The sequence below is a fragment of the Rudaea sp. 3F27F6 genome (assembly GCF_005503555.1).
GTDB lineage: Bacteria > Pseudomonadota > Gammaproteobacteria > Xanthomonadales > Rhodanobacteraceae > Rudaea.
The window spans coordinates 781,678-795,142 of the sequence record NZ_SCNG01000002.1 but is presented as its reverse complement, the minus strand read 5'-3'; the positions used below and the strand labels follow the sequence as shown (position 1 = coordinate 795,142).

11 protein-coding genes and 1 pseudogene are annotated in these 13,465 nt (G+C 64.7%); 6 read left to right on the top strand and 6 right to left on the bottom strand.

Features of this window, described 5'->3' with window-relative positions:
* Position 1: 1 nt before the first annotated feature.
* Together FFS30_RS11215 and pstS are read right to left on the bottom strand one after the other, a co-directional pair.
* A complete protein-coding gene (locus FFS30_RS11215; RefSeq protein ID WP_249352395.1) occupies positions 2-448 on the bottom strand; it encodes a metalloregulator ArsR/SmtB family transcription factor in 447 nt (148 codons plus the stop codon).
* A gap of 7 nt (positions 449-455) precedes the next feature.
* The gene (gene pstS / locus FFS30_RS11210; protein ID WP_137913213.1) at positions 456-1,469 is read right to left on the bottom strand and encodes a phosphate ABC transporter substrate-binding protein PstS; all 1,014 of its coding nucleotides are present in this window, start codon (positions 1,467-1,469) and stop codon (positions 456-458) included.
* A 126-nt stretch (positions 1,470-1,595) separates the two neighbouring features.
* Here pstS and FFS30_RS23830 point away from each other — a divergent pair, with 126 nt between their 5' ends.
* Positions 1,596-1,766, top strand: a complete 171-nt coding sequence (locus FFS30_RS23830; RefSeq protein ID WP_171014569.1) for a hypothetical protein — start codon at positions 1,596-1,598, stop codon at positions 1,764-1,766.
* A gap of 3 nt (positions 1,767-1,769) precedes the next feature.
* Here the strand turns inward: FFS30_RS23830 and FFS30_RS11205 are convergent, their stop codons facing one another.
* The 4 genes from FFS30_RS11205 to FFS30_RS11190 are packed head-to-tail and all read right to left on the bottom strand — an operon-like array spanning position 1,770 to position 5,462.
* Positions 1,770-2,966, bottom strand: coding sequence for an MFS transporter (locus FFS30_RS11205; protein WP_171014568.1), 1,197 nt, complete (start codon positions 2,964-2,966; stop codon positions 1,770-1,772).
* Complete coding sequence (locus tag FFS30_RS11200) at positions 2,963-4,402, bottom strand: FAD-dependent oxidoreductase (protein WP_137913211.1); 1,440 nt, start codon at positions 4,400-4,402, stop codon at positions 2,963-2,965. Before FFS30_RS11200 ends, FFS30_RS11205 begins: the two co-directional genes overlap by 4 nt.
* A gap of 13 nt (positions 4,403-4,415) precedes the next feature.
* Entirely contained in the window at positions 4,416-4,946 is a 531-nt protein-coding gene (locus FFS30_RS11195) for an arsinothricin resistance N-acetyltransferase ArsN1 family A (RefSeq protein WP_137913210.1), read from the bottom strand.
* A 33-nt stretch (positions 4,947-4,979) separates the two neighbouring features.
* Complete coding sequence (locus FFS30_RS11190; protein WP_137913209.1) at positions 4,980-5,462, bottom strand: MarR family transcriptional regulator; 483 nt, start codon at positions 5,460-5,462, stop codon at positions 4,980-4,982.
* A gap of 706 nt (positions 5,463-6,168) precedes the next feature.
* Here FFS30_RS11190 and FFS30_RS11185 point away from each other — a divergent pair.
* From FFS30_RS11185 to FFS30_RS24240, 5 genes and pseudogenes are all read left to right on the top strand, one after another.
* Positions 6,169-6,753, top strand: a complete 585-nt coding sequence (locus FFS30_RS11185; RefSeq protein ID WP_137913208.1) for an RNA polymerase sigma factor — start codon at positions 6,169-6,171, stop codon at positions 6,751-6,753.
* Between the two features lie 2 nt (positions 6,754-6,755).
* Positions 6,756-7,736 carry a FecR family protein gene (locus FFS30_RS11180; protein WP_171014567.1) on the top strand — a complete coding sequence of 327 codons (981 nt, stop codon included), beginning with the start codon at positions 6,756-6,758 and terminating at the stop codon, positions 7,734-7,736.
* 126 nt (positions 7,737-7,862) lie between these two features.
* Positions 7,863-10,925, top strand: a complete 3,063-nt coding sequence (locus FFS30_RS11175; protein ID WP_137913206.1) for a TonB-dependent receptor — start codon at positions 7,863-7,865, stop codon at positions 10,923-10,925.
* 55 nt (positions 10,926-10,980) lie between these two features.
* Positions 10,981-12,903: pseudogene (locus tag FFS30_RS11170) on the top strand (S9 family peptidase); the annotation flags it as partial.
* Positions 12,889-13,284, top strand: a complete 396-nt coding sequence (locus FFS30_RS24240; protein ID WP_249352430.1) for an FKBP-type peptidyl-prolyl cis-trans isomerase — start codon at positions 12,889-12,891, stop codon at positions 13,282-13,284. The pseudogene FFS30_RS11170 and the gene FFS30_RS24240, both read left to right, overlap by 15 nt.
* Positions 13,285-13,465: the final 181 nt, after the last annotated feature.

Sequence of the window (13,465 nt, the reverse complement as noted above, 5' to 3'; positions counted from 1 at the left end):
CTCACCGTCGCGCGGACGCGGTCCTGCGGGCGGGTGGGGCTGCCTTCTTCGCCACCCGCTTGGCCGGGGCCGGCGCGCATACGGGCGCGCACTTGGAGGCATCACCGCCGCAGCAGTTTTCGGTGAGGAAGTTGACGACGTTTTGGACCACGGCGAGATTGGCCGTGTAGCGGATGAAGCGACCTTCTTGCGTGCTGTCCAACAACTCGGCGTGCGTCAATTCCTTCAAGTGGAAGGACAAGGTGGCCGCCGCGAGCGACAGGTCTTCGGCGATGGAGCCGACGAACGCGCCGTCTGGCCCCTTCTCGACGAGGTAGCGAAAAATGCCCAGGCGCGTTTCCTGCGCGAGGGCGGCCAGGGCTTTGAGGGCGGCTTTAGTTTCCATAGTTCGATTATTATCGAAATCGCTGAAACAAGCAACCGCCGTGTCGACAAGGTGGAGGGTCATCGTCGGCTCAATGCTGAAAATCTGTGGCCCAGTAAGCTTCGACTTGCTGCACCAAGGTGGGCGGCAACGAGATGTATTTCAGCTCCGTGGCCTGCGCCTGGCCCGTGTCCAGCGCCCATCGAAAGAAATCGAGCGCGAGTTTCGCTTTCGCTTTGTCGGCGGACTGCTTATGCATCAGCACGAACGTGGTCGCCGTGATGGGCCAGGACGCTTCTCCGGGCGCGTTCGTGATGACGAGGTAAAAATCCTTGGCGCCCTTCCAATCGACGCTGGACGCCGCGGCCTGAAAGCTCGCCGTGCTGGGCAGGACGAACTGGCCGGCCGCATTTTGGACCGCCGCATAACTCAGCTTGCCCTCTATCGCGTAGGCCAGCTCGACATAACCGATGGAGTTTTTGATCTGCTTGACCCATGCCGCCACGCCTTCGTTCCCACGGCCGCCGACGCCCACCGGCCAGGCAACCGAAGCGGCTTCGCCGACTTTGTTCTTCCAAGCAGGGCTCGTCTTCGACAGGTAGTCGGCCCAGTTGAACGTTGTGCCCGAAGCGTCCGAACGGTGGACAACGACGATCTCTGCATCGGGAAACACAACGCCCGGATTGAGCTGGACGATCTCGGGGTCATTCCACTTCTTGACGTTGCCGAGGTAGATGTCGGCTAGCACCGCACCGGTGAAGCGGATGCCGCCCGGCGACACGCCGTCGACGTTGACCACGGGCACCACGCCGCCGATCACGATCGGCCACTGACCAAGCCCCGACTTCTGCAGGTCGTCCGGCGGCAGAGGCATGTCGGACGCGCCAAAGTCCACGGTCGAGGCGCGGATTTGCTCGACGCCCGCGCCGGATCCGATCGACTGGTAGATGACCCGGTTGCCGGTCTTCTCGTTATACCGCGCGGACCACTTGGCCAAAATCGGATACGCGAACGTGGAGCCTGCGCCGGTGATTTCTTCGGCGGCCGAAACCGTATGGACCAGCGCCAGAACCAGCGTGGCGCCAGCAAGCAATCGCGAAAGCATGGGGAACCTCCCGGAGTTGAGTGTGCAGCAGAACGTTTCGACACTTCTGCTTTACTATTATTCTATAATGATAGAATCATAGAACTAAACGATGACCGTTATGTGACTGTCGCTGGGAGATCCGCCATGTTTTTGCGCGCGGTGATGTTCTTGCTTGTGGGCGCGATGACGATGGAATGGAACCGCTGGGTGGGTGCCGACGCGTCAGTGCTGCCATGGACGTTCGTGCTCGGCGGGTTGGGCGCCGTGGCCGCGGTCGACGTGGCGTGCCGCTGGTTTCGGCGGCCGCCGCCTTGAGTGCTACGTCGCCGGCACCGATGCCTTATGCGACGATGCACGCCGCGCCATCCAGGACGCCAGCGGCCAGAGCACTGCCAGCAAGAAAGCCAGGACAGCGAAAACGGAGGCACTGCCCACGCGCTCGTAGGCGATTGCCACGCAGAACGGCCCGGCGGCTCTGGCGATGCCTTGCGCGCGGGCGATGGCCCCGTTGACTCTGCCAGCCGCGGACACGCCGAACAGGTGTGGCACAAGCCATGGGCGGGCGAGCGTGTGTAGCCCCGCGCCAATGCCGAAAGTGGCCACGCCGACGAACGCCACGACCAGGTGGCTCGACACCGCGAGCACGGCCAGGCCCGCGGCTTGGAGCAGCACCGGAGCGACGAGGAGCACGCTGGCGGGCACCGCGCGCGTGCCGCGCCACAACCACAAGCGCCCGGGCAGCTGCATCACGCCGAACGCGCTCAGCACCCAGGCCGCGCGTTCGAGCGGCTGGCCGTGATCGACCAGCATCGGGATGACGAGCGTGGTGAGCGCCATGGCTGCGAACGTCGTGGCCACGAATGGCAAGCCGGCCAACGCGACCAGGCGAGCGTCCGGCAGGGAAACCGATGCGGAGCGCGGTTGACCCATCGCGTGGGACTCGGCCGCGCGCAGCGCACGCAACGCGAAACGGTCGACAACGAGCGCGGCCAGAAACCAAACGACGGCCAGCGCGCGCAACGTCGCGCGCCAACCCCAGTGCGTGGTGGCCGCGCCGGCCAGCGGCAAGAACAGCGTGCTGGCCAGGCCGCCCATGACGGTGACGCTGGCAAGCGCGCTCAAGCGGCGTTGCGGGTCGGCCAGTGCGCGCGTCACCAGCGCGAAAGCAGTTTCATACAGGATGAGCGCCATGCACGCGCCGAGCGCGGCCCAGACGGCATACAGCATCACGACGTCGGTGGCGGCCGACCAAGCGAGGAGCAACGCGCCGCCCACCCACGCCCCGCATCGCATCAACACCACGCCGTGGCCTTCGTCGACCCAGCGGCCGACATGCGTCGCGACCATCGCGGCCACGCCCAGGCCCACGGAAAAGGCACCGGCGATGACCGCGCTCGATACACCGAACTCTTCGCGCATCGGCACGAGCAAAACCGAAAACGTGTAGTAGGCGATGCCCCAGAAAACGGTCTGGCCCGCGCCTAGGATCCAGACCGCGGGCCAGCGTAAGGTCATGCCGTGCGCACAGCCCCGCAACAGCCCGATTTTTTCGCAGGCGGCGCCATCTCGACCGCGACGGGCGCGGCGCACCCGCATCCCTCCGCGCCGCCGGCCTTGGCTTCCGCGTCGGCCACGCAACACGCGTTGGCTTCGGCGGGGGCAGGCCCGCCGCAGCAGCTTGCCGCCTGAGCGGCGACCTCCTCCTCGGCTTCGAACTGCGTGTTGCACACGCCGGTCTCGGGCAACACGAGCTCGACGCGCCGCGCCGCTTCCCAGTCGCCGGCAATAGCAGCGACCACCGAGCGCACCTGCTCATAGCCGGTCATCAGCAAAAAGGTGGGCGCGCGACCGTAGCTCTTCATCCCAACGATGAAAAAGTTCTGATCCGGGTGCTGGAGCTCCACGGCTCCGTGCGGGCGCACGCTGCCACAGCTATGCAGGTTCGGGTCGATGAGCGGAGCCAGCGCTGACGGGCTTTGCGTGCCCGGGTCGAGATCCAAGCGCACCTCGCCGGCCACCGACAAGTCCGGACGGAATCCTGTGGCGCCAATGATTTCGTCAACGGCCGGCAACGCGATGCCGTCGCCCGAGGCAAGCAGACCGTCGGCGGTTTCCTCGATGCGGTCCACGTGCGCGTTGAGGTGAACCACGACGATGCCGTCCTCAACCAGCTTGGCGATCCGCAGGCCCAGACGACCTCGCTCCTGGAGTTGGTCGTTTTCGCCGCCGCCGAGCACGCGGCGCAGCGAAGGGCGGCGCACCGCCCAATGGATCTGCGTGTCGGGTGCTTCGCGACGCAGGCGCGCCAAGTCGACGAGCACGTTGAAGGCGGAGTGGCCGCTGCCGACCACGAGCACGCGCCGGCCTGCGTAACGCGCGCGCTGCTCGCCAAGCACGTCCGGCATGCTGTAGGCGATGTGTTCGCCGGCTTCCATCTCGCCGATGGCGGGGATGCCGGCCGCGCCGATGGGATTGGGCGAGTCGATGGTGCCCGACGCGTCGATGACCGCCCGGGCCAACACGTCGTGCGCTTGCCCGCCTTCGAGGAACCGCACGAGGAACGGGGTGTTCTCACGTTGCGCGTTTTTCATGCGATCGCGCCGCTGCTTGGTGACGGCCACCACGCGTGCGCCGAGGCGAACGTGCTGGCGAAGTTCTGGCACTGCGGCAAGTGGTTCCAGATATTGCGCGACGACCTCACCCCCGGTGGGGAAGTGCTTTGGATCCGGCGGTGTCCAGCCGTGCGCGGCGAGCAACGCGGCCGACAGTTTGTCGAGGTTGTATTCCCACGGTGAAAACATGCGCACGTGCGACCAGCGTCGGATGCCGGCACCGATCTGGTTGCCGGCTTCCAGCACAAGCGGGGTGAGTCCGCGCGCGCGGACGTGGACGGCGGCAGCCAGACCCACGGGGCCGGCACCGATGATGACGACGGGGAGCACGTTCGACATGACAACCTCTCGATCAGGAAACGGGAACGGCCACTTCGGCGGCCGGGTTGGAAAGAAGGCGCTCGACGATGACCACGTCGAGCCAGCGGCCGCCGAGCTGGCCGTGCTTTTCGTAGGTGCCCACCTCGCGGAACCCGCAGGTGCGGCATAACGCGCGGGAGGCCGCGTTGAACGGAAAAATGCGCGACACGAGTTTCCAAAACCCGCGCGCCTCGGCGGTTTCGATGAGCGCGTTGAGCAGCGGCCGGCCCACGCCACGGCCACGAGCGGCGCGCTCGATGTAGATGGAAAACTCGGCGATGCCCGCGTAGCACGCGCGCGGCCGGTAGCCGCTGAGCGCCGCCCACCCGAGCACGGCGCCATCGGAATCGACGACCACGAGCACCGGGTGGTCGACGGCTTCGATGCGACGGGCCATCTCGTCGGGCGTGCGCGGCGTGGTTTCGAAGGTGGCGCCCCGGTCGGCGATCCCTTGGTTGTAAATCTCGGCGACTGCCGCGGCGTCGGCGGGAGTGGCAAGGCGAATGGTGGGATGATTTGGCATGATTGTCAGTAGCAACTAATGGTTCAAAAAAACTCAGCCGCAGGTGGTGTCGCAGCCCGGGGCGCACGAACCTACGCTAACGCCCGACACGAAGCGCGCCTGGGCCGCCTTCGCGAGGCGCCGGATGACGTCGGTCACGCCGGCGCGCACCGTGGGGTCGAGTTCGGCGAGCATCTTGGCTTGCTCTGCGATGAGCTCGCGGTTGATCTTCTCGTAGAGGCCTCGGCCGCTGCGGGTGATGCGCAATGACAGCGCGCGCCCGTCATCGGCGTCGGCGGCGCGCTCGACGTAGCCCTTCCGAACGAGCGCGTCGATGACTCGGGTCGTTGTGCTTTTGTCGAGCAGCATGATCTCGGCCAGCGCCTGGCTGCGCATGGCCCCCCGGTCCACCAGCGCTTCGAGGGCGTAGCACTGCGTGACCGAGATGTCGTAGCAGCAAATCTTGTCGCGGTCCCGGAACTGGTAGACACGCAGCAGCTCCGACAGCGCGTTGTGCAACGCTTCGGCGTCGGCCATGAGGTTCTTTGCCTGGGTGCGTGAACCTGATTTTGGTTTCAAGGCGATTAGTTGCATGTAGCAACTATATTTGGCGGCGGTGTGGCAGTCAAGTCCGGCGGCATCTAGATAAGCAACAAGCGATTGGTCGTTCCGTACAGCTCAACGCCATAGGTGAATGGGCGTAAGCAACAAACCGGCCGCTTCAATTTCGGGGTGCCCGATGCGTATAGACGTATCACCGGCTACAACTGTTTCTGTGGACACACTTTGTAAGTTAACCCATTTTTTTGCGTTATGGACGTCCATTTGGTGTGTCCATAGATGTGTCCATGAGCCAAACTAGCTCCATTAGTATTCCGTAAGTCGTTATATATCATAGCTTTCTAAAAACACACGCGGATACTGGCGCATGAGCGGTGTGTGCTCTTGCGATTTGGCCTGATTCGCAGGCGTTGGAATGTTCAATCGGGTCTGTCCAGAATGAGCTTGTCGTGCGACCGCACGCGAAATACGCTGACGATCCAAAGGTGCGAAGTTTATTCGATCGAGCCGCGTGCGGCCAAAGAGAGACGTTGCCTCGCCAGCGTGGCGATGTTGCATTGCCAGATGACTTCGGGTGCTATGCACATGCCTACTTCTCCGATGCGTCGGCGCGCCGCGCGGGGCACCATTGAAATTCCATCGATCCGAATCATTGCCTGCAAGGAAGGCAATACGCCCCGCCATGACCGAAACCTTGACCCGGAACTTGCTGCTGCTGACACCTGTCGCGGATGTGGACAGGGCGCGCCGTTTCGAACGCTTTCTTGCCGAGCAGCGCGAGGCGCTGATCGGATTCCTGCGCCATCGCACCGCGAACGAAACCGATGCGCAGGACGCGGCACAGGAAAGCATGGTGCGCCTGATGCGCTATCGCGAGCGGCAGCCGGCCGAGGCGTGGAAACCGTTGCTGTACCGCATCGCGATCAACGTCGCCCATGACCAGGCGCGGCGTCAGCACGGCCGGCGCGAAGAGGCGCATCATTCGATCGGCGAGGCCGAGCAGGAACTTCCGTCCGACCAGCCGCTGCACGAGCAGCGCGTCGCCGACCAGCAGGAGCTGCAGGCGATACGCGAGCTGATCCTGCGCCTGCCGGCGCGCTGCCGCGAGGTATACCTGATGAACCGGATCGAGGGCATGAGCTACAGCGAAATTGCCCGGCACTGCGGCATTTCGGACAAGGCGGTGGAGAAGCACATCGCGAAAGCCCTGGCCGCGCTGCGCCGTGGGTTGGGTGAACGCGGCCTGCGTGCGTTCAAGGAAACATGAAGATGGCGGCAATCACGGAGCAAGAGGCCGACGGCGCCGAGACATGGGTCGCGCGCCTGCATGCGGCCGATTGTACGGCCGCCGAGCGCGAGGCGTTCGAACGCTGGCGCGCAGCCGATCCGGCGCATGCGCTCGCCTATGCGCAGGCCGAACGCATTCATCGGCGCAGCGCGGAACTCGCGCATGACCCGCTGCTGGCGGCGGCCGCAGGCGCCGCGCGCCGCAAAAACGCGCGGGGCGGAAGCCGCCATCGCACGCGCTGGGCTCAGGCGCTGCTCGCTACGGCTGCCGTGCTGCTGGTCGCGGTCGTCGTGTGGCGCGGCATCGGCGGACGCGAGCCGCTGCAGCAGTACGCGACCGTGATCGGCGAGCAGCGCACGCTGCAGCTCAGCGACGGCACGACCGTGGTGCTCGATACCGATTCGGCGATTTCGGTGCGCTATGGCAGCGGCGGCCGCGAAGTCACGCTCGACCGCGGCCGCGCCCAGTTCGACGTTGCGCATGAGGCGCAGCGGCCGTTCCTCGTGCGCGCCGGCGCCGGCTTCATTCACGATATCGGCACGCGATTCCAGGTACGCGAGCAAACCGGCGACGTCACTGTGACCCTGATCGACGGCATCGTCGCGGTCAGCGTGCCGGCGACCGATGCGCAGAGCACGCTCGCGCCGGGCCAGCAGGTCAGCTTCGACCGCGGCGGCCGGCTCGGCACGGCGAGCGCGGCGGACTTGGCCGTCGCGCAAGGCTGGACGCGCGGCGACCTCGTGTTCAAGAACCGCAGCCTCGCCGATCTGGTCGCTGAAATGAATCGTTATTCGGATACCAAGCTGCAGCTCGGCGACGAATCGCTGCGCAAGCTGACGATCAGCGGCGTGTTCCACGCGGGCGACCAGGCGTCGCTCGTGCAGGCGCTGCGCAGCGGATGGTCGCTGCAGGCCAAGCAGACGTCTCCGCGCGAGATCGTGCTGCAGACGGCGCCGCGCTGAGGCGATCGGCTCGCGCAATCATCGCGCGCAAACGACGGGTAGGGAGATCGCCACCGCATCGCGTTACAGGTCGCAACGGCGGGCCGAGGGCCGCCGTGACACTACACGGCCTGGGGAGCGAAGCACGTGGTCAAAAGAAAACTGGCGTTGATGTTCAGCGCGGCGTTGTTGTTCGGGGTGGACGTCGCGGTATTCGGAAACTTGCATGCCGCAGCGGAAGCCGAGCAGGGCTACCGCATTCCCGCGGGTGATCTCGACAGCGCGCTGAATGCGCTGGCTACGCAAAGTCATTTGCAGATCGTCTATGCGCCCGAACTCGTCGCCGGCAAGAAAAGCGCGGGGTTGTCCGGCAGCTACGCGCCGGCACGCGCGTTGAGCCGCCTGCTCGAGGGCAGCGGCTTGAACGCCGAGGCGATCAATGCCGGCACCTACGTGATCAAATCCGCCGCCAAGACTGCGGAGCCGAAACCGGTTGCGGCGCCGCCGGCACCGGCCGCGGAACCGGCGGCCGAGAAACCGGCTGATCTCTCCGCGGTCGTCGTCACCGGCTCGCTGATTCCGCGTGCGCAGATCGAAACCGCGTCGCCGACGATTCGCATCACCGCCGACGAAATGAAGCGGCAAGGTTTCAACACAGTCTATGACGCGTTGAAGGCATTGCCGATTTCCACCGGCGCGGTGCAGGGGCCGCAGGGTGCCTCGACTTACACGACTGCGGCGCAGGCGCTGAGCCTGTACGGCCTCGATCCCGGCTTCACGCTGGTGATGATCGACGGCCATCCATTGCCCGACTATCCGCTGCTTTACGACGGCGCGAGTAACTTCTCCGATCTGTCGGGCATTCCGGTCGCGATGGTCGATCGCATCGACATCGTGCCCGGCAATCAGTCGGCGGTGTACGGATCGAGCGCGATTGCGGGTGTGGTCAACATCATCCTGAAGAAGCGCGTCGAAGGCGTGCATCTGACTTTGCGCGGCGGCACGTATTCGCAGGGCGGCGGCAACAGTCAGCGCATCGAACTGGTCGGCGGCTACGGCGGTTTCGAAGATCGTCTGCATTTGATTTACGGGTTTCAGTATTCGAACCAGCAGCCGATCTGGGCCTACGACCGCGCGCTCACGCGCAGTACGGCATCGAACCCGACTACGCCGACGCCGGTCGCGATCCAGACTTTCATGCACGGCGAGACCGACGCGAACGGCGCGACCCAATACGTCGCCCCGCCCGCCGGTGCCTGCGACAAACTCGGCGGCTTGTTCAACGGCAGCACTTATCTCGCGCATGCGCGCGCGGGCGACTACTGCGGCTCGAACGCGGCCGGCTATCGCACGATGATGAATCAGCAGCGTCAATACGTCGGCTATCTGTCCGGCACGTTCAAGATCAACGACGGCGCCGAGCTGTACGGCACGGCGCTCTACAGCCTCGGGCAATACGAGTTCGCACCGCTCGGCGGATTCATCTGGCTGCCCAATATCGCCGGCTACGGCCAGTTCCACGATGCGGGCACAGGCAAGAACGCCACCGCGTGGCGGCAGTTTTCGCCGGAGGAACAGAACTACAGCCAGTCCGTCGATCGCCAGGTGCTGCATTCGTACCAGACCGTGCTCGGCATGCGCGGCAATATCGCGGGCAGCGACTGGACCTACGACGCCTATCTCGATCGCGCCGAACAGACCATCAAGGATCGCCAGCTCTATCCGCTCAAGGCGAAGATCGACGCATTTTTCGAGAAGCAGTTTCTCGGCCCGCAGCAAGGCATCGATCCGAACAGCGGCTATCCGATCTACACACCCGACTGGGCGAAGTTCTACCAGCCGATCACGCCGGCCGACTATCGCAGCTTCAGCGACTACAAGCAGACGAATTCGTCGAGTTTGATCGAGCACGGGACCTTGCAGATCGGCAACACGAATCTGTTCGCGCTGCCGGCGGGCAATGTCAGCCTCGCCGCGCAATTGCAGGGCGGGCATCAGACCTGGAGCAATCCGACCGATCCGCGCATCGTTGCGGGGGATTTCTGGGGCCTTGCCGGCACGGTCGGTGCCGGTACGCGCAGCAACTATGCCGGCGCGCTCGAGATCAACATGCCGATCACGAGCATGCTGACCGCCGACGCCGCGGTGCGCTACGACGAATATCGCTATGCCGGGCGCAGCGACGGCAAGGTCACATGGCGCGCGAGCCTGGAATTCCGTCCGTTCGAAGGCCTCTTGTTGCGCGGCAACTACGGCACCGCGTTCCGTGCGCCGGACATGGGGCGCACCTTCCTGGGTTCCAGCGGCACCTTCCTCGCGGTCACCGACTATTACCTCTGCGACAAGCGCGAGCCCGGCGTGCCGCTGGCTGACTGCACGTATAACAATGTGAACCTCGCCGGCGTGCACGCGGGCAATCGCGACCTGAAGGACATCACGGCGAAGTCGCGCGGCATCGGTGCGGTCTGGTCGCCGACGTCCAACTTCAATCTGCACGCTGACTATCTGCACATCGCCATCGCCAACGAGATCACCGATCTCAACGTCGACCAGTTGATGCGCGACGAAGCGCAGTGCCAGAAAGGTGCGCTCGACAAGAACTCGCCTACCTGCCGCGACGTCGCCGCGCGCGTCGAGCGCGATGGCCTCGGCAATCTGCAATTGATCACGTTCGGCCCGATCAACGTGTCGACGGAAAAATTGAGCACGCTCAGCCTCGGCGGCAGCTATCGCATCGAAACCGAGCGCCTGGGCAATTTCACCCTCGGCCTCGAGTACAACAATGTGCTCAACCACACGCGCGTGCAGTACGTCGGAGATCCGCAGTTGGACCTGCTGCACGATCCGACCCAGTCGCGCGAATTCAAGACGATTCTCAACGGCAACATCAACTGGACGATCGGCGACTGGAGCGCAACCGCGTACGCCATCCGCTACGGCAAGACGCCGAACTACACGGCCACGCGCTTCGGCTACTCGGCGCCGGGCGCGGGTACGCTCGCGCCGTGGACGCTCTACAACCTCAGCGTCGGCTATCGCCTGCTGTCGAATGCGCGCCTGACTTTCGTCGCGAACAATGTCTTCGACAAGGCGCCGCCGTTCGATCGCACCTATTCGCGTTGGCCGTATTACAGCGGCAACAGCTACAACATTTATGGCCGCGCCTACTTCCTCGAACTGAACTGGGACTTCGGCGTCGACACACGCTGACATCCCGCGGTGCAGCGGTCTCCGCGCGCCGATCATCCGATTGCCGGAGAAAAACATGCACCTGATACGCGCAACGCTTCCGTTGCTGATTGCGCCGCTGCTGATGGCGGCCACGAATTCTCCTGCGGAACGCCGGGCGACGCCGCCGGCTTCGATCGAGTCGGCGGCGAATCCCGATGCCGCGCCGATTCCGGTCGATGCGCTGTATACCTCGCGCCGCGTTTCCGGCCCGGCCTGGTCGCCGGACGGGCGCGAGATCGTGTTCACGACCGACATCACCGGACGGCCGAACCTGTGGAAGGTGCCGGCCGGCGGCGGTTGGCCGATTCAGCTTTCGGTATCGAACGAGCGCGAGGAAGGCGCGGCGTGGTCGCCCGACGGCAAGTGGATCGTGTACGAGTCCGACCGCGGTGGCAACGAGATGGGGGACCTGTTCGCGCTGCCTGCCGACGGCGGCGCCGCGGTGCAATTGACCAAGACGCCAGACATCGCCGAATCGGGTCCGCGCTGGTCGCCCGACGGCACGCAGTTGCTGATCGGCTACAAAGAGAAGGCTGCGTCGGTCGCCGACGTCGCCGTGTTCCACTGGGCGACGCGCAAGACGCGCGTGATCGCGCACGAGGAGACGAAGAATCACCGCTGGGTGCCGGTTGCATGGGCGCCGGACGGCAAATCGGTGTACGCGAACCGCATCAACGCGGGATTCACCGAGTCCGAGATCTATCGCATCGACGTGGCCGGCGGCAAGTCCGAGAAGCTCTCGCCGTCGAAGGGCGCATCGCTGGACCTGGCCAGCGACGTCTCGCCCGACGGAAACACCTTGCTGCTCACGTCGAGCGCGCGCAAAGGCATCAACAACGTCGCGCTGCTCGATGTCGCGAGCAGGAAAATCACATGGGTCACCGACACGGGCTGGGAAGCCACGGCAGGCGGCTTTTCGCGCGACGGAAAATCGTTCACCTATGTGGTCAACACCGACGGCCGCAGCGAAGCCTATGTTGCCGACAGCGGGACGCTGCAGGCGCGCAGGCTCGCGTTCTCTTCGGGCATGGTCGTGCCGGGCGGTTCGCCGAGTCCGTTCTCGCCGGATGGCAAGCATCTGCTCGTCGATTTCCAGAACGCGCAGCACCCGGATGATTTGTGGGTCTATGACCTCGCCGACGACAAGGCGCGGCAGCTCACGTATTCGGCCGTCGCCGCGCTCAAGCCCGAGCGCATTCCCGAAGCGCAGCTCGTGCACTACAAAAGTTTCGACGGGCAGATGATCAGTGCGTATTTGTGGATGCCTTACAACCTGAAGCGCGACGGCAGCAATCCGGCGATCGTATTGCCGCACGGCGGCCCGACCGGACAGACCAAGGATTACTTCAACGGTCTGGCCGCGGCGCTCGCCTCGCGCGGCTACATCTGCATTGCGCCGAACGTGCGCGGTTCGACCGGCTACGGCATGGCGTTTGAAAAGGCGAACTATAAGGATTTCGGCGGCGGCGATCTCAAGGATGCCGTGTACGCCGCGCGCTTCATGGTCGATACGGGCTATGCCGACGCGAAAAAAATCGGCATCACCGGCGGCTCCTACGGCGGCTACATGACCTTGATGGCGATAGGACGGACGCCGGACGTGTGGGCCGCGGGCGTGGCGCAATACGGCATCATCGACTGGCTGGCGATGCTCGAGCATTCCGATCCGCTGCTGCGCGAATATGAAATTTCCAAGCTCGGCGATCCGGTGAAAGACAGAAAGGTCTACATCGACGCCTCGCCGATCACCTACATCAAGCAGGCAAGGGCGCCGCTGCTCGTCTTGCAGGGCGACAACGACATCCGCGTGCCGAAGTCGGAAACCGAGCAGGTCGTGCGCAGCATGAACGGGCCGGGGCAGGTCGTCGCAGCGCATTATTATCCCGACGAAGGCCACGGCTTCCTCAAGCGCGAAAACCGCGTCGATGCGCTCGAACGCACGCTGGCCTGGTTCGATCGGTATCTCAAACTCCGCGTGGCCGATCTTTCCCAAGGCAGCGGCGCGGAGGCCAAGCCTGGCATGAAACTGTCCGCGCACTACACCGGCTGGCTCTACGATCCCGCGGCGAAAGACAAGCACGGCAAGCAGTTCGACAGTTCGCGCGAGCGCAAACCGCTCGATTTCACCTTGGGCGATCCGCGCATGATCCGCGGCTGGACCCTCGGCGTCGCCGGCATGCGCGTCGGCGGTCGCCGCGAAATCGTGATCCCGGCGGAACTGGGTTACGGTGCGCGCGGTGCCGGCGGCGGCGAGATTCCGCCGAACACGGCGCTGGTGTTCGACATCGAACTGTTGAGCGTCAATCCACCCGATTCGCCCGCTGCGCCGGCGCAATAGCGATCGAGCTTCGCAGCGTCCCGGTTTGAAAATTTCTTTACCCGTCCGCGCTGAGTGCAGCTTAGGCAGTGAGCGGAGTCGAAGCGGCGCTTCGACTTCGGCGCTGCGGGCGGTAGTCTGTCCCGAGCTTGCTGAAGGGCCCAGTGCGAACGGAAATTCAAACAAAGACAGTATCGGACTT

What these genes read in the sequence shown, in the direction of transcription:
- FFS30_RS11215 (WP_249352395.1), bottom strand. Translation starts at nt 448, where the DNA reads ATGACCCTCCACCTTGTCGACACGGCGGTTGCTTGTTTCAGCGATTTC.
- pstS (WP_137913213.1), bottom strand. Translation starts at nt 1,469, where the DNA reads ATGCTTTCGCGATTGCTTGCTGGCGCCACGCTGGTTCTGGCGCTGGTC.
- FFS30_RS23830 (WP_171014569.1), top strand. Translation starts at nt 1,596, where the DNA reads ATGTTTTTGCGCGCGGTGATGTTCTTGCTTGTGGGCGCGATGACGATG.
- FFS30_RS11205 (WP_171014568.1), bottom strand. Translation starts at nt 2,966, where the DNA reads ATGACCTTACGCTGGCCCGCGGTCTGGATCCTAGGCGCGGGCCAGACC.
- FFS30_RS11200 (WP_137913211.1), bottom strand. Translation starts at nt 4,402, where the DNA reads ATGTCGAACGTGCTCCCCGTCGTCATCATCGGTGCCGGCCCCGTGGGT.
- FFS30_RS11195 (WP_137913210.1), bottom strand. Translation starts at nt 4,946, where the DNA reads ATGCCAAATCATCCCACCATTCGCCTTGCCACTCCCGCCGACGCCGCG.
- FFS30_RS11190 (WP_137913209.1), bottom strand. Translation starts at nt 5,462, where the DNA reads ATGGCCGACGCCGAAGCGTTGCACAACGCGCTGTCGGAGCTGCTGCGT.
- FFS30_RS11185 (WP_137913208.1), top strand. Translation starts at nt 6,169, where the DNA reads ATGACCGAAACCTTGACCCGGAACTTGCTGCTGCTGACACCTGTCGCG.
- FFS30_RS11180 (WP_171014567.1), top strand. Translation starts at nt 6,756, where the DNA reads ATGGCGGCAATCACGGAGCAAGAGGCCGACGGCGCCGAGACATGGGTC.